Origin of the sequence: Sphingobacterium sp. UBA3519 (genome assembly GCF_002377215.1) — a bacterium.
Classification (GTDB): domain Bacteria; phylum Bacteroidota; class Bacteroidia; order Sphingobacteriales; family Sphingobacteriaceae; genus Sphingobacterium; species Sphingobacterium multivorum.
In genome coordinates this window covers 53,671-78,070 of sequence record NZ_DFPI01000004.1, presented here as the reverse complement: position 1 = coordinate 78,070, position 24,400 = coordinate 53,671, and the positions used below count along the sequence as shown (strand labels likewise).

General features: G+C 42.7%; 20 protein-coding genes. 11 read left to right on the top strand and 9 right to left on the bottom strand.

The window, feature by feature from the left end; genetic code table 11:
- The first annotated feature begins 173 nt into the window (after positions 1 to 173).
- Positions 174 to 923 (top strand): NUDIX hydrolase, encoded by a 750-nt coding sequence (locus tag B3297_RS02045; RefSeq protein ID WP_070566457.1) that lies wholly within the window; start codon positions 174 to 176, stop codon positions 921 to 923.
- 141 nt (positions 924 to 1,064) lie between these two features.
- Here the strand turns inward: B3297_RS02045 and B3297_RS02040 are convergent, their stop codons facing one another.
- The 5 genes from B3297_RS02040 to B3297_RS02020 all read right to left on the bottom strand — a co-directional run bounded on the left by B3297_RS02040 (position 1,065) and on the right by B3297_RS02020 (position 7,793).
- Positions 1,065 to 1,430 (bottom strand): response regulator, encoded by a 366-nt coding sequence (locus B3297_RS02040; RefSeq protein ID WP_070566459.1) that lies wholly within the window; start codon positions 1,428 to 1,430, stop codon positions 1,065 to 1,067.
- A gap of 70 nt (positions 1,431 to 1,500) precedes the next feature.
- Positions 1,501 to 2,331: a CheR family methyltransferase gene (locus B3297_RS02035; protein ID WP_070566461.1), complete on the bottom strand. Its 831-nt coding sequence runs from the start codon at positions 2,329 to 2,331 to the stop codon at positions 1,501 to 1,503.
- Entirely contained in the window at positions 2,332 to 2,703 is a 372-nt protein-coding gene (locus B3297_RS02030) for a response regulator (RefSeq protein ID WP_046676428.1), read from the bottom strand.
- Positions 2,704 to 2,716: 13 nt separating this feature from the next.
- A complete protein-coding gene (locus B3297_RS02025; protein ID WP_286775397.1) occupies positions 2,717 to 6,319 on the bottom strand; it encodes a response regulator in 3,603 nt (1,200 codons plus the stop codon).
- A 7-nt stretch (positions 6,320 to 6,326) separates the two neighbouring features.
- A complete protein-coding gene (locus tag B3297_RS02020; RefSeq protein ID WP_070566465.1) occupies positions 6,327 to 7,793 on the bottom strand; it encodes a response regulator in 1,467 nt (488 codons plus the stop codon).
- A 144-nt stretch (positions 7,794 to 7,937) separates the two neighbouring features.
- On the opposite strand from B3297_RS02020, the gene B3297_RS02015 reads away from it, so the two are divergent.
- Genes B3297_RS02015 through pdeM form a run of 4 tightly spaced genes read left to right on the top strand, consistent with a single transcriptional unit; the run spans position 7,938 to position 13,663 of the window.
- On the top strand, positions 7,938 to 8,939 hold the full coding sequence (locus tag B3297_RS02015; RefSeq protein ID WP_115048484.1) for a ligase-associated DNA damage response exonuclease: 1,002 nt from the start codon (positions 7,938 to 7,940) through the stop codon (positions 8,937 to 8,939).
- A gap of 3 nt (positions 8,940 to 8,942) precedes the next feature.
- Complete coding sequence (locus B3297_RS02010; RefSeq protein WP_286778342.1) at positions 8,943 to 10,523, top strand: ATP-dependent DNA ligase; 1,581 nt, start codon at positions 8,943 to 8,945, stop codon at positions 10,521 to 10,523.
- Between the two features lie 18 nt (positions 10,524 to 10,541).
- A complete protein-coding gene (locus tag B3297_RS02005; RefSeq protein ID WP_286727591.1) occupies positions 10,542 to 13,004 on the top strand; it encodes a ligase-associated DNA damage response DEXH box helicase in 2,463 nt (820 codons plus the stop codon).
- A complete protein-coding gene (gene pdeM, locus B3297_RS02000) occupies positions 13,001 to 13,663 on the top strand; it encodes a ligase-associated DNA damage response endonuclease PdeM (protein WP_286727592.1) in 663 nt (220 codons plus the stop codon). Before B3297_RS02005 ends, pdeM begins: the two co-directional genes overlap by 4 nt.
- Positions 13,664 to 13,681: 18 nt before the next feature.
- Here pdeM and B3297_RS01995 read toward each other — a convergent pair whose 3' ends face one another.
- From B3297_RS01995 to B3297_RS01980, 4 genes are all read right to left on the bottom strand, one after another.
- The gene (locus B3297_RS01995) at positions 13,682 to 14,644 is read right to left on the bottom strand and encodes a helix-turn-helix transcriptional regulator (protein WP_115048478.1); all 963 of its coding nucleotides are present in this window, start codon (positions 14,642 to 14,644) and stop codon (positions 13,682 to 13,684) included.
- Positions 14,645 to 14,735: 91 nt separating this feature from the next.
- The gene (locus tag B3297_RS01990) at positions 14,736 to 15,527 is read right to left on the bottom strand and encodes a heme ABC transporter ATP-binding protein (RefSeq protein WP_115048475.1); all 792 of its coding nucleotides are present in this window, start codon (positions 15,525 to 15,527) and stop codon (positions 14,736 to 14,738) included.
- Between the two features lie 33 nt (positions 15,528 to 15,560).
- Complete coding sequence (locus B3297_RS01985) at positions 15,561 to 16,592, bottom strand: FecCD family ABC transporter permease (RefSeq protein WP_286727594.1); 1,032 nt, start codon at positions 16,590 to 16,592, stop codon at positions 15,561 to 15,563.
- 5 nt (positions 16,593 to 16,597) lie between these two features.
- Positions 16,598 to 17,455 (bottom strand): heme/hemin ABC transporter substrate-binding protein, encoded by an 858-nt coding sequence (locus tag B3297_RS01980; RefSeq protein WP_286775393.1) that lies wholly within the window; start codon positions 17,453 to 17,455, stop codon positions 16,598 to 16,600.
- Positions 17,456 to 17,766: 311 nt separating this feature from the next.
- On the opposite strand from B3297_RS01980, the gene B3297_RS01975 reads away from it, so the two are divergent.
- The 6 genes from B3297_RS01975 (at position 17,767) to B3297_RS01950 (ending at position 24,300) form a co-directional block, all read left to right on the top strand.
- The gene (locus B3297_RS01975; RefSeq protein WP_286778341.1) at positions 17,767 to 20,145 is read left to right on the top strand and encodes a TonB-dependent receptor; all 2,379 of its coding nucleotides are present in this window, start codon (positions 17,767 to 17,769) and stop codon (positions 20,143 to 20,145) included.
- A 47-nt stretch (positions 20,146 to 20,192) separates the two neighbouring features.
- Positions 20,193 to 20,948, top strand: a complete 756-nt coding sequence (locus B3297_RS01970; RefSeq protein ID WP_286775391.1) for an HmuY family protein — start codon at positions 20,193 to 20,195, stop codon at positions 20,946 to 20,948.
- Between the two features lie 28 nt (positions 20,949 to 20,976).
- On the top strand, positions 20,977 to 21,669 hold the full coding sequence (locus tag B3297_RS01965) for a hypothetical protein (RefSeq protein ID WP_286775390.1): 693 nt from the start codon (positions 20,977 to 20,979) through the stop codon (positions 21,667 to 21,669).
- Between the two features lie 222 nt (positions 21,670 to 21,891).
- The gene (locus tag B3297_RS01960) at positions 21,892 to 22,632 is read left to right on the top strand and encodes an HmuY family protein (protein ID WP_286727597.1); all 741 of its coding nucleotides are present in this window, start codon (positions 21,892 to 21,894) and stop codon (positions 22,630 to 22,632) included.
- 41 nt (positions 22,633 to 22,673) lie between these two features.
- Positions 22,674 to 23,663: a hypothetical protein gene (locus tag B3297_RS01955; protein WP_286778340.1), complete on the top strand. Its 990-nt coding sequence runs from the start codon at positions 22,674 to 22,676 to the stop codon at positions 23,661 to 23,663.
- Positions 23,664 to 23,730: 67 nt separating this feature from the next.
- Positions 23,731 to 24,300: a hypothetical protein gene (locus tag B3297_RS01950; RefSeq protein WP_286727599.1), complete on the top strand. Its 570-nt coding sequence runs from the start codon at positions 23,731 to 23,733 to the stop codon at positions 24,298 to 24,300.
- Positions 24,301 to 24,400 lie beyond the last annotated feature (100 nt).

The window sequence follows — 24,400 nt, the reverse complement described above, 5'->3', positions numbered from 1 at the left end:
ATTTATTTAGGACAGATGTGACAAAATAACACAAACAATTAATTACCAGTAAATTGATTTATCAAAAAAGCACCTTATGTAATTTTTGCATAAGGAATTGTTCGAGTTTTATCCGGCAACTTACCTCCCATTGCGATATTTTTTTGTAATATTAACCCAAAAACAGCAGTTATATGGATTTCAGAACACAGCTAATTAACGCATCAGCAGAGAGCTATGAAAAATTTCTACCTCACATTTCTGTGGATACCGTCGTCTTTGGCTTCGACCAAGGTTCCTTGAGAATCCTTTTGCTAAAAATGAATTATAATAAAGAATGGTTTCTGCCAGGTGGCTATGTAGGGAAAGAGGAAGATACGGACGAGGCGGTCAAACGCGTACTTTATGAACGCTCAGGTGTGAAGGATATATTCTTGGAAGAATTTGCGGTATTTGGATGCCCACAGCGCAGCCAGCAATCCTTTGCAGATTACCCAGACACATTGTGGAACAAACAGCGATTTATTTCAATTGGTTATTACGCGCTGGTAAACTACAAACACGTAATTCCTCAACCTGATTCCTTAAGTGAGACTTGTCAGTGGATCGACTTTAGGGACATCACTGAGCTCAATATCACCATGGATCATCGCAAAATCATCAACAAGGCTCTCCGGACTCTTCGCGAGCGGCTTTCTTATAAACCAATAGGATACAATTTGCTACAAGACAAGTTTACGCTGACGGACCTGCAAGGACTCTATGAAACAGTGCTTGGTAAGAAACTTAATCGTGGCAATTTTTATCGTAAAATGAAAAATATGGGTATCCTCCAAAAACTTGACGAACAGCGGAAAGGCGGAGCCCATAAAGCTCCTGATCTCTATAAATTCAACGTGGAGACCTATAACACTATTTTACAGGAAGGTCTAAATACCTGGTAGTCAGATCACCGATACATTTTTACCAAATACATAATAGATCAAAAGCTAATTGATGCTGGCATAGACCAGCATACTTCCATCGACTAAACTAACCTGCGAGAATCTGAGATTTGCAGCCTTTAAGTCTAACCTTAAATTGATCTATACAATATATTTATTGACAATATTTTCCAAATCTTCCAAATCAAAAGGTTTAGATAGAAAATCATCCGCTCCGGCACGATCTGCCAGGGATTGAATATCGTTATTTGCCGACACGTAAATTACGGGAATATGGCTAAAACGCTGATCTGATTTAAGCAATCTGGTTGCTTCAACCCCACCGATGTTTGGAATCCAGTTATCCATTAAAACAAGATCGGGCTCTGCAGATTCCACCTTTTGGATAATATCATGTGAAGTTTCGGAAACTTCAACGTGAAACCCCAAATCTGTCAAAACAACCGTTATAACCTCCAAAATAATGGTATCGTCCTCAAATATCAACACCGTTTTTGTTTTACTCATATAAAATAGTTTATATATACCGTCATTGTTTTACATGAGGCACAAAACTTTCATGCCTTCCTGCAATCCCCTATAAGGTATAAAGTTTTTTCCAAATCTTTTGATCCCCTACAGCTGTAAAGTTATGCTGAATACCTGAAAATCGTATGGTTTCTTTACTACCTAATGCCAAATATCCTAAATTTTCTAGACTCGCGTCAAATAATTTAAAAACACGCTCCTGCAAATCTTTATTAAAATAGATCAAAACATTCCGACAAAGGATTAATTGAAAGCTATTAAATGATGTGTCTGACACCAGATTATGGGTAGATAAAATCATTTTTTGCTTAAGATCGGCATCGAATTTTGCCCATTCATAATTTGCTGTGTAATATTTCGAAAAGTCCTGTTTTCCTCCAGATTCTATATAATTTTCGGAAAAAGATTTTATCTGGCTCAATGGATATACACCATTTCGGGCAATATCGAGTACCCGAGGATTAATATCCGTTGCATAGATCAATGACTTGTGATACAGATTAGCCTCTTTTAGCAAAATGGACATCGAATAAGCTTCCTCTCCCGTGGAGCATCCTGCAACCCATACACGGATCAATGGATATGTCCCCAATTGAGGGAGAATTTCCTCCCGCAGTTGACGAAAGAATAAGGGATCTCGAAACATCTCGGTCAAGTTAACAGTAATCTCTTCAACAAAATGCTGCAAAAATGCCGGGTTGTCTTTTAATACAAAACGAAGTTCAGCAAAACTTGCCAAACGGTCATTCGTCATAAGCCGATTAATCCTCCGCTTCATCGATGCACGGCTATACTGCAAAAAATCATACCCGTAGTCGCGATAGATATCTTCAAGCAAAATATCTATTTCATGGTCTTTTATGATACTATAGCCCAACATTTAGATTAACCGTTCAATTTCACCCATCAATTTATCGACATCAATCGGCTTCGAGACATACGACTGGGCTCCAGCTTCCAAGCATTTCTCCCGGTCTCCACTCATCGCTTGCGCTGTCACGGCAATAACTGGAATTTTGCCCAGCAAACTCGAATTGCGGATCAGCTGAATCGCCTCATAGCCATCGATTTCAGGCATCATCATATCCATCAATATCAGCGCTACACCTTTATTCGTCTCCAAGATCTCGATAGCCTCGCTCGCACTCGTGCTGCTCAATACTTGATATCCCTTCGCTTTCAACGTCAAACGCAATGCAAAAATATTGCGTTGATCGTCGTCCACAATTAATATTACCTTATTCTGATCCATATATCAGTTGTCCTCAATTTTCATATAACCACACACGCAATAAAGACAAGAGCTGATCGATATCTACCGGCTTCGAGATATAATCCGAAGCTCCTGCCTGAATACATTTTTCTCGGTCGCCGATCATCGACTTCGCCGTAACAGCGATGATTGGTAATCTTGCATAATCAACATGTTGCCTGATATTCTTAATAGTCTCATAGCCATCCATCTCTGGCATCATCATATCCATCAATACAATATCAATAGGTTCTCCTGATGTCAATACTTCCAACGCTTCTTTACCGTCCATTGCAGGAATTACTTTTACTTGAAATTTCTCCAATGCTTTGGTTATTGAAAAGATGTTCCTGACGTCATCGTCAGCAACAAGGACCTTCTTGCCCTTCAATACATCGGTCAAAGCTCCAAGCCCATTGTTATTCCTTCTGGCGTCGTCTGAATTATTAACCTCAATCAAATGAAGAAACAAGCCGACCTCATCTAGAATCCGTTGATAAGAATGGGCCGTCTTTACAACAACGGAGTCTGCGTATTTCTTAATTTTCAACTCTTCAGCCTTAGACAGGTTCTTGCCTGTAAAGATAATGATCGGCAGGTTCTCTAATCCCTCATGTTGTTTGATTGCTTCTAACGTATGGTAGCCCATTTCATCAGGAACCCCCATGTCCAGAATCACACAGTCCACATCTGCCGTGCGTAAAGCAGTAATACTTTCCTCTACATTATCTTTTACTTCAAGTGATATATTAAAACTACTTAAGAAATAAGACAGTGCACTGGCATGCTTTGGATTTTCTTCAACAATAAGTACCTTCTTCGGTGAACGGCTTAAGGCCGATTCAATTTTTTGGAATACCGAAGTCATTTGCTCCAACGCAACAGGCTTATTAATAAAGTCGATTGCTCCTTTTAATAAACTTTCTTTCTTCACCTCAAGCGAAGACATGATATGAACCGGAATGTGCCGCGTAGCCTTATTGCCCTTCAATTGATCCATGACAGCCCATCCGTCCATGATTGGCAATTGAATATCGAGCAGAATAGCAACTGGATGATACTTCTGTGCTGCAGGGAGTGCATGATCACCACGAACAACAACTACACCTTTATAGTTTTGTGTATGTGTATATTTCAAGAGTGCCTTGGCAAAATTAACATCATCCTCCACAATCAAAATCACCTTGTCTCCCTCTGCAACCGTATCTCGATCATCTGGAATCTCCTCGGGGATCCTAATTGTGACTGGATTATAGGTATCTTCTTTAACAATCTCAATCACCTCTTCTACTTCCGAAGATATCTCCTCAACCAATTGCTGCTCCTTCGTCAATATCTCTTTGACTTCAACTTTGGACTTCGGAATAATGAACAAAAAGGTACTACCTTTACCCACTTCGCTTTCCAACCTGATCTCTCCACCAAGCAAACGTGCAATCTCCCGGCTAATAGAAAGTCCTAGGCCAGTACCGCCAAACTTCCGCCTCGTTGAGCCATCAGCTTGTTGGAAGGCTTCAAAAATAATTTTCTGCTTTTCAAGTGGTATACCAATACCCGAATCGACTACAGCAAATACCAATCGATCGCGATCACTTGGATCTTCATAGATTTCCAGACGTACTTCGCCTTCTTTGGTAAATTTTATCGCATTTGAAATCAAATTACGGAGTACCTGATCGATGCGAAGCCGATCTCCCTGAAATCTCTGGTTTACCTTATCACTGATATTCGTTTTTAGAATCAAGCCTTTTTCCTGTACAATCGGCAAAAACAAACTATTCAAATCCGACAAAATATCATTTAGATCCAACGAGGCATAATCCAAGGTCATCTTACCCGATTCAATTTTGGAAAGATCCAGAATCTCATCGATCAACGTCAATAAACTCGTTCCCGAACTTAGAATGACTTTAGCAGATTCAATCTGATCTGAATTTAAGTTTTCCTCTACATTCTCCGATAGCAAACGCGATAGCAGTAATATCGAGTTGAGCGGTGTACGGAGTTCATGGGACATATTAGCCAAAAACTCGGATTTATATTTAGTACTCAACGCCAACTCTTCGGCTTTCTGTTGAATTTCCTGATTCCGTTCGGCAATCATTAAGTTCTTATCTTCAAGCAATCGCGAGCGTTCCTCTAATTCTTGATTGGATTGCATCAGTTCCTCATGTTGTACTTTAAGCTCTTCCTCTGAAGACTGCAAACGCAATGTTTGCGCCTCCAATTCAGTATTTAAACTTTCAAGCTCGGCATGTTGTGTTAATAGCTCTTCAGACTGTACCTGTGTTTCCTCCAGCAATGTCTGGATTTTTGCCCTTCCTTTTGCTGAAACTAGTGCAATCCCAATCTGTCGGGCACATTCATTCAAAAATGTCTGTTCTACCGTAGTAAAACTATCCATCTGACCAACTTCCAATACGCCCAGGACTTGATCATCAACCAGCATCGGTAAGAAAATAATATGCTGCACATGGATCTTTCCATTGGCAAAACTAACCACGTAATCCGTTGCATTCAGATTATGAAGTGTCTTAGATTCCCGGTCAACAAATACCTGCCCAATATAGCCTTCTCCCGGCAAAAAATATCGCTGTGTCTGCGTATCCAAACCATATGCTCCTGAAAGTTCCAACTTGTCATCGTTAAAAATATAGATCGCGCCACTGATAGCACCGGTATAATCCACAAGACTTTTGATGGAATCTGCAGCAATTGTTTGCTCACTCTTATTTCCCATCAATCCAGTGTAAAGTTTGGCATATCCAGCATGAAGCCAATCATTATCTGTTAGCTGTTCAAATGATTTTTTCAACGCCTTCGACATCCTATTGACGGCTTTCGCAATTTCACCGAGATCATCGTCTCCGACCTCCTCTGCCTTGACATCATAATCCCCCAATGCGATTCGATTGGTAATCTTCTGAACCAAATTTAAGCGCCTAGAAATACCTTCATCCTTCTCACGTAATGATTTCTCGAGTGCTGCACGCTTCAAGAAGTCGGCACGTAACCTAAAATAAAAATAGCTGGTAATAATAAGAGAAAGTAAGGCACTGATAACAATAAACAAGGTTGTGATAAACGAAGAATTATCCAAATTAGCCGATTTCCTATCGATATTATCGTCCTCATACTGATTAATATCCTTGATAATTGCACGGCACTTATCCATAGCCATTTTACTCTCATCCAATTGTGCTAAGCCGAATACGCCGCCCCTTCTCTTCGTTGCAACTGATTCCTTTAAAATGTCGAGCCGCCATTTTGCTGCAATTACTAGACTGTCTACTCGAACCTTCTGCACCGGATCCTGCTTGGTGAGGGCTTCTATCTCCTGCAATTCTTTGGGCAAACTTTCCAAGGCATTATTAAAAGGCTCTAAATAGCTTTCTTTACCAGTCAGAAGAAAGCCCCGGTTTCCAGTTTCAGCACCTTGTAACGAAGCTAGTAAACTAGTTGAAGTGCTGATTATTTTTCTTGTTACCGCAAGCTCCTGGCGATGCCTATTTTGCTCCTGTATACCAATGTAGGATGCTGTAGAACTAATAAGCAGCACGACCAATGAAAAACCGATCCCCCACGTTAGATTATTGATTGTCTTACTATTTGGCATTCTTAAATTAATTTAAGGGTAAGGTAAAATAGAAGGTTGCACCACGCTCACCCGAACTCTCTACACCAATCGTTCCCTGATGGCTTCGTATAATTTCGGCGCAGATGTAAAGGCCTATCCCGAGTCCCTGAAAGTCAAATGATGTTTCTTCCACACGATAAAATTTCTCAAAAACATCGGCTTGCTTTTCCACGGGTATCCCAATGCCGAAGTCGATTACACTGATCTTCACAGCATCGTCGACAACCGTACAATCTACAATGACTTTTTCCGTGCCCGCCGCATATTTGTATGCATTCGTCAAGAAATTAACCAATACCTGCTCAAGACGGATCTCATCACCGTATATTTGTACCGCTGTGATATCACCGGTTCGAATAAGCTTCATGCTGCTTTGGTCATGCGTCTGAATAATGGAATCAACCGCACTTTTTACCATATGCTCAAGTGAGAATACTTTTTTATTGATAAGCAACTTCCCATTGTCAATTTTTGATAGATCCAAAAGATCCGATATAAGGCTGTTGAGTTTATCTATTTGTCCTTGCACCCGATGAACATACCTTGCTTCAGCACTTTCCTCTTCCAGTTTCAACTTGCGGTCAAGCAATTGCATATAGGCCTTTATACTTGTCAACGGTGTTTTCAACTCATGACTGGCAATACTCAGAAACTCATCTTTCTCTTTTTCCGCCCGCTTTTGTGCGTCAATATCGGTGAAAGTTCCTATCCAGTTGCTTTCACTATTTTGCAAGATTGGCCACACCCGCAACAATTGGTATGAATACTCTCCACAATGGGTCTTTTTCAAACGGACTTCCATCTCCAATGGTTCACCTGACTGAAGGCTACCGTGAAGCGCGGCAGCGATAGGCCGGTCACCCGGGTAAGTCTGCGGAAAAATAGTGGCATCATCAGAAAATTCAAACCAGCGGCCATTGACAAAATCAATATTGCCGCTCTTGTCACAAGTAAATGCAATTTGAGGAAGCGACTCCAAAAGCGTATGTAAATAGTCCAACTTAGACCGAAGCTCCTTTTGTGCCTGCTTTCGTCGTTCTACTTCAAGCTCCAAGGTCTGCTGAACATCTTTCAATGCCTGCGTCTGCTCATAAAGGCGATAAAACGTCTTGACTTTCAGCATTAGAATATCCGGATCAACAGGTTTGGTGACATAATCCAAACCACCGGAATCATAGCCTTTCGTAATAAATTTTTTATCTGTATTGACCGCAGACAAAAATATGATCGGTGTTTCCTTTGTCTTACTAAAACCGGCGATATTCTCGGCGACTTCAAAGCCGTCCATATCCGGCATTTGAACATCCAATATGATTAATGCATAATTATTTTTTAGGATCTTTTTTAAAGCTTCTTCCCCAGAATGAGCGGTATCAACTTTAAAATTCTTGGATTCCAGCAATTTTTGTAAAGAGTAAATATTATCCGGATTATCATCGACAATTAATATCATAGTGTATTAAAACTTAGCATCAAGGTTAACAAATCTAAAAAAATTAACTGAATACCCCCAACATTAATACGCAAAGACAACAGTAAATTGAAAAGACAGCAAATAAGTAAAACTTTAGCCCACGAAACCCTGTTTTAATGAATAATGATAAGTTTTACATCAAAAGGTATTTACTGTGTTCCGGGCAAGTTTTATCTTGATCCATGGCAACCAGTTGATTTGGCAGTCATCTCCCATGGTCACGCAGATCATGCCCATTGGGGAATGAAGAAATACTTATGCCACCATTTTACGGTCAATATCCTACGAAGTCGCATAGGTCCAGACATTCAGGTTCAAGGTCTTAGCTACAACGAAGCGGTGTACATCAATGGAGTCAGGGTCTCCTTACATCCAGCTGGCCATATCATTGGCTCTGCACAGATACGCCTGGAACATAAAGGTAAAGTTGTCGTCTTTACGGGCGATTACAAGATTCAGGACGATGGTTTATCTACGCCGTTCGAACCCATAAAGTGCCATCAACTTATTACAGAAAGTACATTCGGCCTCCCTATTTACCGTTGGGATTCCGTAGAAGCGCAAAATGAAAGCCTACAGACATGGATTAAAACCAATCAGAGCAACAACAAAACCTCTGTGTTTATCGGTTATTCCCTTGGAAAATCGCAGCGCATTCTCAACGCTGTTCATGAGATGGGTCCCGTGTACGTTCATTACAGCATTGCCAAGCTGAACGAAGCCTATAGTCAGGCAGGTATAAAATTGCCAAATTACCGCATCGCCGATTTAAAATCGGAGCTCAAACAGCTTGACAATCAAATTGTGCTGCTACCGCCTGCTCTGCTGGACAGCCAGCTTCTACAGAAAATACCGCATGTTGCCCATGCGATCTGCTCCGGATGGATGCAAATCCGTGGGGCAAGGCGATGGCGCAGCGCTGATGCCGGCTTTGCGATCAGCGATCATGCCGACTGGCAGGGCTTATTGCAGGCGGTACGTGGTAGCGCTGCCGAAAAAGTATATGTCACACACGGACAGACAGCAACATTTGCCAAATATCTGAATGAAATCGGTATTGAGGCCGAAGAAGTTAAAACGCAATACGGAGATGAAGAGGACCCTCAAAGCCAAACTACAGAATAGCATATGAAAGAATTTGCTACATTGATCCATGCGCTTGACAGCAGCAATAAGACCAATTCGAAAAAAGAAGCTATTTTAACTTTTTTCAACCAGGCTCCCGAAAAAGACAAACTTTGGTTTCTTGCCCTGATGACCGGCAAAAGACCAAAACGCAGCATCGCGATCAAGAATCTCAAAACATGGGCCTTAGAAATCACCGGAGTCCCCGAATGGTTATTTATAGAATCGTATGCTGCCGTAGGTGATCTGGCCGAGACCTTATCGTTGCTGCTCCCACCACCATCACAGCAGATCGAAAAAAGCCTGAGTGAATGGATGGACGAGATCATTGCCATCCGGGATGACAGTATAGCCCAAAAAAAGGCTTTTGTTCTCCGTTCCTGGAATGCACTAAATACCGTAGAGCGTTTCATTTTCAATAAACTGCTCGGCGGCAGCTTCAGGTTAGGTGTTTCCGATAAGGGATTAATCAATACAATCGCGCAGTATACCAACAGTGAAGCAAGCGCTGTAGCGCATAGTATCATGGGCGAATGGAATCCGCATGCGGTAGAATTCGACAAACTCGTCAATGGCGCTTACAGCGATACCAACCGCTCCAAACCTTATCCATTCTGCCTTGCTTATCCTTTAGAAAAGGCCCCCGAAGACCTAGGCTCTCTCAACGAATGGCAGGCAGAATACAAATGGGACGGTATACGTGGCCAGCTCATCAAGCGCGAAGATGAAATACATATCTGGTCTCGCGGAGAGGAACTCGTGACAGCGCAGTTCCCTGAAATTACCGAGGCCCTCCATCAGTGGAAAGGAAATTTTGTGCTTGATGGCGAAATCCTAGCTGTCAGAGACGGCGGTGTCCTCAACTTTTCCGAACTGCAAAAACGAATCAACCGAAAGACCATTCCAAAGTCACTGCGTGAAGAAGTACCTATTTCAGTCTACCTTTATGATATTGTCGAACTGGATGGCATCGATCTGAGCGATAAGCCTCTTAATTACAGACGTACACTGCTAGAACAGTGTTATGCTGCAAATCCTCCAGGTGCTTTAGAGCTGTCACCTTTGATACATGCAGCAGATTGGTCCGCGCTACAAGACATTCAGGCAAACTCGCGCGAGGTCAACAGCGAAGGACTTATGCTCAAGAAAAAGGACTCCGCTTATCATGCCGGCCGCAAAAAAGGCGACTGGTGGAAATGGAAGGTAAACCCCATGAGTATAGACGCTGTCCTCATTTATGCACAGAAAGGAAGTGGCCGCCGAAGTGCCCATTATACCGATTATACTTTTGCCGTAAAGGATGACGATCAGCTTGTAACGATCGCAAAAGCCTATTCAGGTCTTACAGACAAGGAAATTCTAGAAGTTAGCCGCTTTGTAAAACAAAATTCTTTAGAGAAATTCGGCCCCGTAAGAACCGTTAAACCTGAACTAGTTTTTGAAATTGCCTTTGAAGGCATTGGATACAGCAAACGTCATAAATCGGGTGTCGCGCTACGTTTTCCGAGGATATTACGCTGGCGAAAAGACAAGACCGCCGCAGAGATCGATAGTCTTGAAGATATTAAAAAGTTGATACAATAAGGCATAGCTTCATACACATTGAACGAAAAAATAGCATATAGTGACGGTTTTCGAATAATCAGTGATTATTTTAAATCGCAGGGAAACGCCCCTTTTAGCTTCCAGACCAAGGCCTGGGAAAAATATGCGCAAGGATATAGCGGGCTGGTCATCGCGCCTACAGGGTTTGGGAAGACTTTCTCCCTTTTTATGGCCGTACTGATGGACTTCCTCAATCATCCGGAACACTATCAAAAGGGGCTAAAGCTCCTTTGGATTACACCCCTACGCTCTTTGGCCAAAGATCTGGCGCGGGCCATGCAAACAGCAATAGACGAAATTGGACTCGACTGGATCGTACAGGTGCGTAATGGTGACACCGATCCCAAGATCAAAGCGCAGCAAACCCGCTCCATGCCTGACGTTTTACTCGTTACTCCAGAAAGCCTGCATTTACTGCTTGCTCAAAAACAACGCGATAAATATTTTAAAAATCTCCGATGTGTGACGGTTGACGAGTGGCACGAGCTCATGGGCAACAAACGCGGCGTAATGGTCGAACTGGCACTTTCCTTTCTGAAAGCATATATAAAAAACCTACGCGTTTGGGGTATCACAGCCACCATCGGAAACCTTGAAGAAGCGATGGAAGTTTTGCTTCCACAAGCTGCAAAACGTATCCAGATTGTTGCCAAGGAGAAAAAGAAAATTGCCATCAAACCGATATTCCCCAGCACAGTGGAACTGCTTCCCTGGGCAGGGCATCTCGGCGGCAACCTCGTAGATCAGGTCGTCCCGATTATACTTGCCAGTAAAAGTACGATCCTCTTTACCAACACACGGAGCCAAAGTGAGATGTGGTACCAATTGCTGCTGCAGGCTCACCCCGATTTTGCTGGACAAATCGCCTTGCATCACAGCTCCATTGACGCCCATATCCGCGAATGGATCGAAGACAATCTCAGCAGCGGCAAACTTAAAGCGGTCGTGTCAACCTCCTCCTTGGACTTAGGGGTAGATTTCAAACCTGTAGATACAGTCATACAGGTTGGCTCCAGTAAAGGTGTAGCTCGATTTATGCAACGCGCTGGAAGAAGTGGACATAGTCCATTTGAAACGTCCACGATCTATTTCGTCCCCACACATTCCCTGGAGCTCATCGAGGTCGCCGCCTTGAAGGAGGCCGTAAAAACGCAGACGATCGAAAACCGGGATCCCATGGTTCAGACCTTCGATGTGCTTGTTCAATTCATGGTAACCATCGCCTTGGGCGGTGGATTTCGTTCGGAAGAACTGCATGCAATCGTCGCCAATACCCATGCCTTTCACTACATGGAAACGGAAGAATGGCAATGGTGTATGTATTTTATTACCGCGGGTGGAAAAATTGGAAAACGCTACGAAGAATTTCACAAGGTTATCCAAGATGAAGATGGCAAATGGATCATCAAAAACCGTCGTCTTGCACTACTTCACAGACTCAATATAGGTGCCATTGTCGGTGATGCCATGATGCGCGTGAAGTTTCTCTCCGGTGGTTACATCGGCATGATCGAAGAATATTTTATTAGCAAACTAAAAAAAGGTGAACGCTTTATCCTTGCGGGGCGGATACTCGAAGTAGCGATGGTCAAGGAAATGACCGTATTCGTAAGAAATTCGTCGGGTAAAGCCATTACTCCAAGCTGGCTCGGTGGAAGACTTCCCTTATCGTCCAACTTGAGTCATTTCCTGAGAAAAAAATTGGCTGCAGCAGCCAGCGCTCCTTCCAGTGAAAAAGAGCTTCATTTCCTGGCGCCACTGATCAAAAAACAGGCTGAACTTTCAGCCGTGCCAAGTGAAGCGGAATTCCTCGTCGAACATATCAAAACCAGAGAAGGTCATCATCTATTTTTCTACCCCTTGGAAGGCCGATTGATCCATGAAGTCATGGCAGCGCTTGTCGCCTACCGCATTAGCAAGTTGTACCCCATCAGCTTTTCCATGGCCATGAACGACTATGGCTTCGAACTCTATTCCGATAAGCAAATTCAGCTCAGTCAAATGCAGCTCGAACAGGTATTGAGCCGCAGCAATTTGATGGAAGATGTGATCAGTAGTATTAACTCGGCAGAAATGGCCAGCCGCAAATTTAGGGATATCGCTGTCATCTCGGGACTGGTTGTGCAGAACTATCCGGGCACCCAGCAAAACAACAAATCATTACAGGCCTCATCAGGGATTATTTTCCGCGTACTGATGGAACACGATCCCACTAACCTTTTGCTCAAACAGGCTTTTACCGAAGTGTTCAACCAGCAACTGGAAGAACATCGGTTAATAAACGCATTCGAAAGGATCAATCAGAGCAAAATACGTTATACCTTTGTCGAAGAGTATACGCCATTGAGCTTTCCGATAAAAGTGGATAGCCTCCGGCAATCCCTGTCGAGCGAAGCCTTGATTGAACGGATTCAACGCATGGAAAAGACCAATGCTCAAAAAAAGAAGCGCAGAAAATGAAAATCGGAGAACAAACAATTACCTTCAATAAACAGGAATTAGCCCTTAACACACAACGCTCTATATACTGGAAAGACCAAAAAACGTTAATCTTATCTGACCTACATCTGGGCAAAGCGGCACATTTCAGGAAGCATGGCATTGCTATCCCGATGGATACTGCCATAACGGACCTTACTCGATTAGAATCCCTAATAGCGTACTATCAAGCTAAGCAAGTCATCGTTGTCGGCGATCTCATTCATGCCGGCATCAATCAGGAAGTACTTTTACTGGAATCATTCAGACAACGCCACCCTGAGCTCCACCTTCATCTTGTCAAAGGCAATCACGACCGCCTATCGCAACAAATGGGCATTCGCTTCGGTATAGTGCATCACAAAGAAGCTTTCGAAATGCAACAGATCCAATTTAAACATCACCCCGCTGATGCAGCAGATTCCTCTTCATTTCGGATTAGTGGACATATCCATCCGGGTATCAGCCTGGTTATTCCACCGAAACGGAAGGTTCGCTTACCCTGTTTTCTGGTATCTACTCATCAGATTATCCTTCCCGCTTTTAGTACTTTTACGGGATTGGACAGCAAAGACCTGTCTTCCCAATATCAAAGTTATGCTATTTCGGACGATCATATCTTCCCGATCAGAAGAAACTAATCCAAGCAGCAGTTTATATTACATCTTGAGCTCCCCGGGAGAGATTCCGTAATATTTTTTAAAAGCACTGCTAAAATTATTCTGGTGACCATAGCCCGTCAACAAGGCCACCTCATAGACAGTCATTTTATCTTCGAGCAGATAACTTTTGGCTTTTTCCATCCGCACTCGTGTAAGGTAGTCGTGAATGGTCACTGAAAAATATTCCTTAAAGTCCTTACGCAATTTGCTTTCACTGGTCAACACCTCCGCGGCCAGTTCTTTTTGCGTCGGCGGATTGGCAATACGCTGTTCAAGAATCTGGCGTGCCATCTCCAACCTTTGCACATCCTCCTCATGAAAGAGCGAATCATTGCTTTCCGTTTTCTCATTGTATTGCTCAAACTGATACATCAGCAGCTCAACAACACGCGACTCGGTATGTAGTCGACGGATCTCCCCTTTCTTTTTAGATTCAATCAGCTCGGTTATGGTATGCTGCATCTCATAGGTCGCCATCAGATCTTCTTCGGAGAAGGAAACGTATTCGCCTTTTTCGATCTCATGCACAAATTGCTGATGCAATAACGAATCGCGTTTGATCAGATTGAGATAATACTCTTTGGAAATAACGGCTATAAAATAAGTATACTCAATACCGGGTTCCACTTCATGGATGGATTTGACCGAGGGAATGTAGCGTATATTATGCCGGCTCATGCCGTAAGGCAATTTGCTATCCGTCGGCTTAAAGAAAATAAACTGGCTGGTTATGGTCTCGCCCTCGATCTCCGTAAGAACCTGCACTGGCCGATCAAACTGCATTTTCGAATGCAAGATAAACAATCCTGAAGTCGATAGCTGGAAATTCTCCATATGGACCGGATCTTTGGATATGGATATCCTATTTTCGACCAAAGGTTTGTCGGGAACATAGCCATCCGGAATTTCTTCTTCAAAAAGCCAATCTGCCAACTCTACTATTTTACTTTTCACCAACATGATTACAAATCCTAAATAAGCCTGAAGCAGTTAAAATTAACGAAATAAGATGGTATTCTAAAATTATTTATAATCTTTCTAAATAACAGGATTAATCCAAGTCAATATCCATTTCCTCCAACTGAACATAAGGTTTCAATGTTCTTGGATTCATAATGACACTGGACTCGACCGAAAAGATCGTATAGATCTCCTTTTGGGCCAACACTTCCACTGGGGTACCATGAAAGAGCTTGCGGCCATTTTTGAGCATCAGAATTCGATCGGCATACATGGCAGCAAAATTGACGTCATGCACGATCAGCACCACCATAAATCCTTTTCGGGCAAGTGCCCGTGCAATGGCCAGTACTTTCTGCTGATAATGCAGATCCAATGCAGAAATAGGTTCGTCCAATAACAACAGTGCATCTGGGTTATCCCATATCTGCGCCAGGATACGTGCAAGATGAACTCGCTGCTGCTCACCGCCGGAAAGGCTCAAAAAATCCCGTTCAGCAAAGGCAGATACTCCACAAAGTTCCATGGTTTCGGCCACGATTTTATAGTCCTGTTGTTTGGGCGTATTCCTATAATGCGGATACCGACCCATCAGCACGATCTCTTCTACCTTAAAGCTCAATGTCATCTGCTGCTGTTGACTCAGTAAAGCCCTACATTTCGCCAAAGCCGCAGGTTCGTATGTCGATAGCGCCTTGCCATTGAGATGAACAGCACCCGAATCCGGCTTCTTTTCACCACAAAGCACCCCCATCAGCGTCGATTTACCAGCGCCATTGGCTCCGAGGATTGCCAGAATTTCACCTTTACGTACCTGAAAGGTGATATCCTTCAGGAGCTTTCGTCCGTTTACTTCGTAGTTGATCTTCTCTACACGTAGCATAATGCAATTATTTTTAAAGCCTCTGCCAAAAGGCTATTTATCTTTGATTAAAATATACAAAAATACCGGTGTACCCAGTAAAGCTGTAATGACGCCGATCGGCAATTCAATGGGTGCAACAGCAACCCGGGCAATCACGTCTGCCAACGTCAGCACCAACGCCCCCAATAACAATGAACCAGGAAGTACAAATCGGTGATCCGCCCCGCCCATCAGACGAACGGTATGCGGAACAATCAATCCCACAAAACCAATGATCCCCGATACCGCAACGGATGCTCCCACAGCAAGTGTGGATAAAACAACCACCCAGCGTTTGACGCGATCGGTACGCATACCCAAAAGATCCGCCTGCAACTCCCCGAGGGAAAAGGCATTCAGCGACTTTCCAAAAAAGGGTAAGATCAGCACCGGGATCAAAATAAATGGCGCCAAAGCCCTTAAGTTATCCCAAGTAGCCCCACCAAGACTACCCAGCATCCAAAAAGTAATGGTACGTAACTGTTGCTCTGTAGACATATAGGTCATCAAACCTGTCAGCGCACCCGCAAAGGCATTGATGGCAATACCTGCCAACAACATCGTCGTCACATTGGGGCGGCCATTTTTACTGGCAATACGGTAAACCAAAAAAGCCGTCAAACCAGCGCCCACAAAAGCGCCAAAAGCCAATATATAATACCCAATCCAAGCAGCCAAAGAGGTAAAGAGAAAAGTCTCAAAGGCAATGATCAGTACCGCAAAAAGAGAAGCTCCAGATGAAATGCCAATTAATCCGGGCTCCGCTAAGGGGTTGCGGAATATACCCTGAATCGCAGCACCCGATATACCCAATGCTGCACCCACCAAAAGTCCGAGCAAAAGACGCGGCATACGAATCTCAAAAAGAACATCTTCGTGCATATTATGCACACCTCCCACACTTCCGAAGTGCAATTTTTGCGTCAACATCGTTAAGATATCAGCGGGCGGAATATGATAGGCCCCCATCCCCAAGGCAACAATACTGACAACAACCAATACCAGGCCCAAAGTCAATAGGATAAATTTCTGTTTCTTTTGCACCGGCTTTATTTTGAATCCATCATTTCTCCAAATCCACGGTGCAATGCTAAGATTGCGTCTGGCAGCCGATTACTGAAATTGACCAGCAGCGAGGCATTCATCACCAAGATACGTTCGTTTTTACCCGCATTCGTAATACGCATCCCCGGCAATTTAAGGATAGCATCCTGCCCCCCAAGACTACTTGCGCCAAAATCAAATAGCAACACAATATCTGGATTGGCCTGCACCAGCGCTTCCGTTGTATAGGGTTTGAAAGCCGAAAATTCCTGAACCGCGTTTTTACCACCAGCCAGATTAATCATCGCATCCAGACTACTGCCTTTACCCGCTACACTCATGGTACCCGTACCACGGGCATATAAAAACAATACTTTGGGTGCCGCTTTACCCTGATTTTCCTTTTTCACCAATTCCATGGTATGATCCAGGTTTAATTTTGTTCGCGAAACCAGATTTTTACCGGCAGCAGATTCACCGACGGCGTCTGCGACCTCCTGAATGTAACGAAGTGCACCCGGAACAGAATAGTTTGGTTTAATGGAGACAAATTTCACACCAGCCGCACGAATCTGCTGAATGACCGATTTGGATACATCGCCTTCATTCGCAATAACGATGCTTGGCTTAAAAGATAATAAACCTTCGGCCGATACCGAACGGTTCTTGCTTACCCTCGGCAAGGCCGCCGCTGCTTTGGGCGATATACTTGTCACATCGGTAGCGACCATGTGCTCACCTATTCCCAGTCCATAGATCGTTTCGGTCAACGAACTGTTTAACGTAATGATTCTCTGCTGTGCCCTTGCCCATCCACCGATTTGCATCAAAAAACACAGTATAATAACATAAAATCTACTCATTGTAATTCTTTATCTCCACTATGGCGATAGCAGATCACCAGGAATGGTTTTACCTCTCGCCGTTCAACTTGAGTACAAAACAAATCAATAATCAGTCTAAATACAAATTATATTATTTCTTTTAGAACAGCATACCTCAACATAAAAAGCCTGACAAACCTTTAATAAACAGCAACATATAGCTAAATCCAAACTACTTTTCAGTCCATAAAAAACGGATTAAATAGAATTTATGACATTTTGCATAGAGAAAAATCCAATAGGATTACCTTTTTTTGTAACATTATTTAGAATTATTAAAAATAAAAATAGTGTTTAAAAGCAGCTCACCTATTCGAACAAGCACCCTGATCGCCCTTTGCGCCTGCCAGATCTACACTGTGCAAGCACAGGAAAAATGGAAAATCTCCGGTGTATTGAAAAACGAATCCAATAAAGGCGTCGCCAATGCGACTATCTATCTTTATCCAGATAAATATGCTTTTAAAACAGATACTGCAGGGAGATTTCAATTCACCCAGCTCTATGCGGGGCGCTACGAATTAAAGGTACAGGCCATGGGTTATCAACAGTACCGTCAAGTTATCGATTTGGAAGACAAAAATCAGCAATTGACCATTGTGTTAAAAGCTGAAGAACGGCAGATGGATGTAGTTGATGTGCAGGGTAAAGTGCAGGCTGTAGACAATCTCGTTAAGGCCAAAAATGCAGCCATGCCCGTTAAAGTAATCACCAAGCGCGAGATCGAGCTTATGGGCAGCCGTCGGCTAGATGAGGTTTTAAAAGAACAGACGGGTATCGCCATTGTGAACGATATCGCCGTAGGCTCCAGAGCTGTCGGTGTGCAGATCCAGGGATTCAGCAGCAACTACGTGATGGTCCTGGTCGATGGGCAACCTATGCTGGGGCGCAACAGTGGCAACTTTGACCTGTCCCGTATTTCGGTGACCAATATTGAGCGTATCGAGATCATCAAGGGAGCTTCCTCCTGCTTATACGGCAGTGACGCATTAGGTGGTGCAATCAATATCATTACACGCCATGGTGCTATCACACCACAGGCACAGGCTTCCCTCCTCTATGGCAGTCTCAATACCGTCGATGCCACTTTGGAAGCTGAGACACCTTTTGCTAATCAGCGCGGCAGCGCAGTATTTTCGGGCAATTACTACCGCACGGATGGTTTTAATACCGACAAGCAATACCTAGATTCCAAGAGCACCACTTTTCCGCCCTATACCAACTATAGTTTCCAGGGGCGAGTACGTTATCGTACAAGCAAAAATGGCACTTTGGGCGTGACAGGGCGTTATGCAGCCCGGGAATCTGAAATGATCAATGCCTGGTCTGAATCGGCCACACTGCAGGATAAACAAAAAGATCAGGACATCAATCTCTCGGCAAGTTACGACCATAATTTTGCGTCTGGACTGCGTAGTATGACGCGTTACTACTTCTCGCGTTTCCACTCCCAGATTGCCGCACAATGGTTGCAACAAGGTATTGTTGCCAGCGCCGAGCAATTTGGTCAGAATGTACACCGCATTGAACAGCAGTTTGCGTATAGCCCTGCACAACAGGTTAAACTTACTGGCGGTATAGGTGGTAGCCTTGAACGGATGGACAACCAAGATCTGGATGCCAAACGCTCTTTGAACAGCGCATTCGCCTATTTGCAGACCGAATGGAAACCTGTAGACCGCTTATTAACGACGCTGGGCTTACGCTACGATCAGATGAATGTCTACAATGGTCATCTCAGCCCGAGTTTAGGCCTGCAATATCATCTCAGTCCTACACTTTTGATCAAAGGTGGTGTTGGTGCAGGATTCAAAGCCCCCGACTATAAAATGCGCTATCAGGTCTTCTTCAATCCAGCAGCCAATTATCTTGTGATCGGTTCGGAACGCGTAGCCGATGTAATTGCAGCCATGGATCAAGCCGGAGAACTCAGTTATAAAAACAGCTATATGCTCAATTTGGTGGCGGGCAACCTTAAAGCCGAAACCAGCATTTCAAATAATCTTGGACTGACCTGGAACCCGTCCAAGAGATTACAGGCCGATTTCTCTGTCTTCTACCATCGGATCAACAATCAGATCAACACAGTTAGTGTAGGTAACGGTACCAAAGTCGCACAGATCTATAGCTACCGCAACCTGCCTAAAGCCATGAATAAAGGTTTCGAAGTTTCATTGACCTATCAGGCAACCAAAGATCTGCAACTGTCGATGGGCTATCAATACCTGATTGCCAAAGACCTGAGTGTATTGGATAGTATTGCCAAGGGCAGTTATCCCTATAACCAGATCAACGATCCCGCTACAGGCGAATATCGCCAGAGTAAAAAATCGGATTATTGGGGTATTGAAGACCGTTCGAGACACATGTTCAACGCAAAAGCCCAATATGAATATAAACCCTGGGGCGTTAATGTCAATGCGCGGGTCAATTTCAGAAGTGCCACACCTTTTCAGGAATACAATGGCAACCAGTTTATTGACAAATACGACATTTTTATTCCCTATCACACACTCGTGAATATGACTGTGGAAAAGAGTCTAATGAACAGGAGATTGACCCTCCGCCTGATCGGTGATAACTTATTCAATTTTACAAGCCGTTATCTACTCGGGCAGCCTGGACGGGTTATTATGGGTGGTGTCAGTTACCGTTGGATAAAAGAATAATAAGGACTAATGAACAAGAATTTAGCACATCAAGTACAAGATAAAAGATGAGAACGATTCGCATGATTATAGGAGAATGTAGCATCTGGCTTTCCTTTCACAAGATTGGCCGTTGTATTTTTTCAGCACTATTGCTATTGACACTCGTATCCTGCGGGAAAGACAAAGATTATACTATCGGATTGGAAGATGGCAAAAGTACTCTGATCAAAGATCTTGCTGGCGATACCGATGCAGCCATGGGCGAAGGTACTGAAGGAAAAGAGCAAAGACCATTTTTTATATTTCTTTTTCGTTTTAAAGACCAAAAGCAAATATGGGTTAAAACAAAAGCCGATTCTGCGCAGTGGCTTAAAACAAAAGATTGGGATATTGCCTTTACAGGTCCTTACAATTCGGAGATCTATCTGAACAATTCCCAGCATGAATACAATCCGGGTTATGGCGGCCAGGCAAATAATACCGCTGTTGTTTTACTACGACAAGCCTATCAGAGTGTCACTGTTGCCCCTTCGGATGAAGAGTTTAATAAAAGTGAAGTCAACAAAATTGGCTGGGCAGCAACCGATGGTTCGGATGGATGGTTTCGCTATAGTTTAAGCACCCATATTATGCAGGCGCTTCCCAATCGTACCTATGCGATTCGCTTACCCGATGGCAAATATGCCAAATTACAGCTGATCAATGCCTATAAGGGAAATCCAGCGGCGGTAACCAACCTCAATTGGCCTGCCCCGTACTATACATTTAAATATTATTTACAGCAGGATGGCAGCAAAAATTTAAATACAAACACATTATAATACGAAAAATTACACAATTAAATTAAAGATGAATAGATTATTTACAACAGCAGCACTACTATGGGCATTGAGTTTAGGTTTTACTTCTTGTAGCAAGGATGATGATAAGGTGGAGCAAGTCGAGCCGGAATACCAAGCTAAGGTTATGGTCAAAGACGGTGAAACTGTTGATTTAACAAAGGTTTCCAAAACGATCAATACACAAGGAACAATCAAGCGTACAGGCAATACCTATTCACTACGTAACTTCAAACAATTTACTATCGGTGAAGATGGAAAAGCAACAACAACTGCAGCGCAAACCTATTATTTTGATTTTAAAGAGAATGATGGCTTAAATGCGAGCGATTTTATTGTTTCTTTTAACGCGAAAAGCTCCAATGTAGATTTAATAACAAATAATGTTAAAGGCTACACCTTATCCTTTATTGACAAAGCTTTTGAAGATGTAAAATCTACCGACCAGTTTACGTCTGCTTCAAATAATCTTTTAGGACTTCAATCGTCTTACGCCCCAAATGTAATTGGTTGGGCGAATTATACAGGACAACCAAATCACCAAGTTCTAGCTGTAGCAAATCGAACAATTATCATTTCAAAGGAAGGTAAACCCTTTTTTAAAATTAGGATGAATAATGTTTATGAGAATGAAACGATGAATCGTGAAATCGCACCAAACAATTATTTTTTCTACTCCATCGATTACCAAGAATTTAAATAATACCTACATGGCAGCTGGTTAAAATTCCAGCTGCCTTTGTTAAGCAAAAATCAAAAACCGAAAAAAATATATTAAATACCAATTTTCATACACACTTTATCAGCAAAAGATTTTATCTTTACTATTATTTAGAATCAATTTAAATAAAAATAACATACTAATACCCCTTCTGCATGTATAGAAAAGGGACAAGTTATCAACTAACAAAAAAAACGAGTAACAATGACAATAAAGAAACGCAGTAAACTATTAAAATTCATACCGGTATTGGCATTTTTAATTGTGTTGGGGTCTTGCAGCAAAAGCGAGCCCACAGCAGTAGAGCCTGAACCCGATCCTGTTGCACCAGAAGCTATGTTCAACCGCTTGATTACGGTTAAGAATTTTGGCGAAGATTTACCCGCGGGTAGTGCACCAAACACAGCGCAATCACCAATATATTATAGTTTGGAACAGAACAAAGCTGTGACACCGGATTATAAACTAACCGCACGATGGGACATCTCTTGCTCAGAAATATACCGCAGTTTTATCAATTGCAACAACACAGCAAACGGATTTGGTAAAGGAGGCCCAGGCAAAGGCGGTATCTTAATTGTCAAGAAAAAATTTGAAGATGTAATCGATATCCCCTCAGATGCCGAATTCCGAAAAGGTGAAAAAGCCTATGGTACAGATGACTCAGGAGCGTTTGGTGAAGGCCTAGGTTGGTATTTATATGATTTTGACGGCGTAATCAAAGGTGGTGGAGCGGAAAACAAAAAACACGTTTGCTATCCCATCGAAAGTAATACATTGATCGTCCGTACAGCCCAGGGGAACTACGCCAAGATCAAGATACAAAGTATCTACAAAGACCTTTTGGATCCAAAAGATTGGTTTAAAGATTCACCAACACCATTCTTTACATTCCAATATGTAATTGCCAAAGCTGGTAGTAGCAAATTTGTGATTGCTAACTAAATACGATAAGCTACGCATTCTGATTTAGACACTAAACTAACATGAAAAGATTATACAGCATTTTAAGCTTCCTTTTTTTAGGATTGCTGCTAACCCGCTGCACCAAAACGGAAGAATTAGCCTTACTTCCTGCAGATAAAATACTCGAATACAAGGTCACCAACCTCCCCAATGATGATGTCATTTACGGTGCCATTGACAATGAGGCCAATACCATTACGGTATATCTCCCTTATTATTATGGCTTGCTCGTCATCGATCCGACTATTAAAGTTGCTAACGGAGCCAGTTTAACAGAAGAAATTTTGCCCGTTAAAACAGATGAAAAAAAACAGACGTATACCGTAAAGTCCGCTACAGGCACCACAAGAACCTATAGCTTAAAGATTGAGCTACAAAGTACGCCATCTTTTGAAGCGACTTTTGCATCGACATCTTCCATTTCACTTACAAAAGGGCCTGGAGGTGCATTTCCAGCGATAAATGGGACTTTCATGCATACCAATCCCGCATTGGTCAGTATCGCATTGATTAATCAAGAGACCAAAGAACGCTATAAGATGGCTACGCCAAATAGCTTGAAAGTATCAGGAAATGTTGGTTATCAATTAAGTTATACGGGAACTGAACGAGAAAACCGTATTCCGTCCGATATTAAAGCAGGCACCTATGATGTGGAGGTGACCAACATCAACCACACCATTACACTAGCCAATCCGCTCAAAATTACGTATCGTCAACCTGATGTAATTGTTAGCTTATTGGGTCTAAATCTCGCAAAAAATAAAGATTGGACCATAAAAGCTGGCCTAGATAAGGTTATTCTAGATCCTACGGCCGTTATCATGACACTTAATGGAAAAGATTATCCATTGACAATCAAATCTTATAACCGTACCGAAATGACAGTTTCATTACCAGCGACTCTGCCAATCGGAACCTTTGATAATTTGCAGATCAAATTCCAATTTAAAGACTGGGCCGATGTTGTAAAGACACAGCTGTCTCCAAGTACAATAACGGAATCCTAAACAAGCATCCACAGTATGCCATGGTGGCATCAAAATTAAATAAATTAAAACAAGAGGAGATCTCAACATGAACTCAAACATCAAAACTATCTTAAAATCAGCGATGGCCGTGACTGTGCTATCGGCAGCAGTATGGGCAGCAGCCCCAACAACAGAATCAGCAACAGCTCCTTTGGCGCTGAACCAAGCTAAGGCAAATAGTAACTACTCTGTTGTAGGTCAATGGTGGAGCCCAGCCGCTGCAGCAACTTGGCCTGCGGTATATGTAGACCTTGCTACAGGTGCACAAAGCTTGAGTAGCTCTGGTCAGGTTGCATTCTTTAGCCATGTAAATGGTTCGATCAAGGCTAATGGATCTTATTCGATCAGAACGGTAGCAAAAGACATCTCTTCCGTTACAGCATCAGATTGGGCAACAGCGACTCCAGTATCATCACAGGGCAGTGGCGAATGGTATGAATATGATTTAGATAGCCATGCAAACCAAGCAATCCAACCTTTGACCGTATTGGTCGGAAATTCTTCCGGAGCTTCGTATGCTGTTAAGTTAATTAACTTTACAAATGTTGGCCAACAAGTAGTGGCAGGTCAATTACAAGTAAAAGCAGATACCAATATCGAAGTTAAGGCATTATAGTCTTTCCTATTTAATGAATGAAAGATTCCGCAACCTGGTGGATGGGTTGCGGATCTTTTTAGCCTAATCAACATCCGCATAACGATTTTTTTAACCAAAA

Bases quoted from the DNA above. Each gene is read 5' to 3' on its own strand.
- B3297_RS02030 (WP_046676428.1), bottom strand. From the start codon at position 2,703: ATGGATCAGAATAAGGTAATATTAATTGTGGACGACGATCAACGCAAT.
- B3297_RS02045 (WP_070566457.1), top strand. From the start codon at position 174: ATGGATTTCAGAACACAGCTAATTAACGCATCAGCAGAGAGCTATGAA.
- B3297_RS02040 (WP_070566459.1), bottom strand. From the start codon at position 1,430: ATGAGTAAAACAAAAACGGTGTTGATATTTGAGGACGATACCATTATT.
- B3297_RS01990 (WP_115048475.1), bottom strand. From the start codon at position 15,527: ATGCTACGTGTAGAGAAGATCAACTACGAAGTAAACGGACGAAAGCTC.
- pdeM (WP_286727592.1), top strand. From the start codon at position 13,001: ATGAAAATCGGAGAACAAACAATTACCTTCAATAAACAGGAATTAGCC.
- B3297_RS01960 (WP_286727597.1), top strand. From the start codon at position 21,892: ATGACAATAAAGAAACGCAGTAAACTATTAAAATTCATACCGGTATTG.
- B3297_RS01995 (WP_115048478.1), bottom strand. From the start codon at position 14,644: ATGTTGGTGAAAAGTAAAATAGTAGAGTTGGCAGATTGGCTTTTTGAA.
- B3297_RS01980 (WP_286775393.1), bottom strand. From the start codon at position 17,455: ATGAGTAGATTTTATGTTATTATACTGTGTTTTTTGATGCAAATCGGT.
- B3297_RS02035 (WP_070566461.1), bottom strand. From the start codon at position 2,331: ATGTTGGGCTATAGTATCATAAAAGACCATGAAATAGATATTTTGCTT.
- B3297_RS02025 (WP_286775397.1), bottom strand. From the start codon at position 6,319: ATGCCAAATAGTAAGACAATCAATAATCTAACGTGGGGGATCGGTTTT.
- B3297_RS01955 (WP_286778340.1), top strand. From the start codon at position 22,674: ATGAAAAGATTATACAGCATTTTAAGCTTCCTTTTTTTAGGATTGCTG.
- B3297_RS01970 (WP_286775391.1), top strand. From the start codon at position 20,193: ATGAGAACGATTCGCATGATTATAGGAGAATGTAGCATCTGGCTTTCC.
- B3297_RS02015 (WP_115048484.1), top strand. From the start codon at position 7,938: ATGATAAGTTTTACATCAAAAGGTATTTACTGTGTTCCGGGCAAGTTT.
- B3297_RS02010 (WP_286778342.1), top strand. From the start codon at position 8,943: ATGAAAGAATTTGCTACATTGATCCATGCGCTTGACAGCAGCAATAAG.
- B3297_RS02020 (WP_070566465.1), bottom strand. From the start codon at position 7,793: ATGATATTAATTGTCGATGATAATCCGGATAATATTTACTCTTTACAA.
- B3297_RS01950 (WP_286727599.1), top strand. From the start codon at position 23,731: ATGAACTCAAACATCAAAACTATCTTAAAATCAGCGATGGCCGTGACT.
- B3297_RS01965 (WP_286775390.1), top strand. From the start codon at position 20,977: ATGAATAGATTATTTACAACAGCAGCACTACTATGGGCATTGAGTTTA.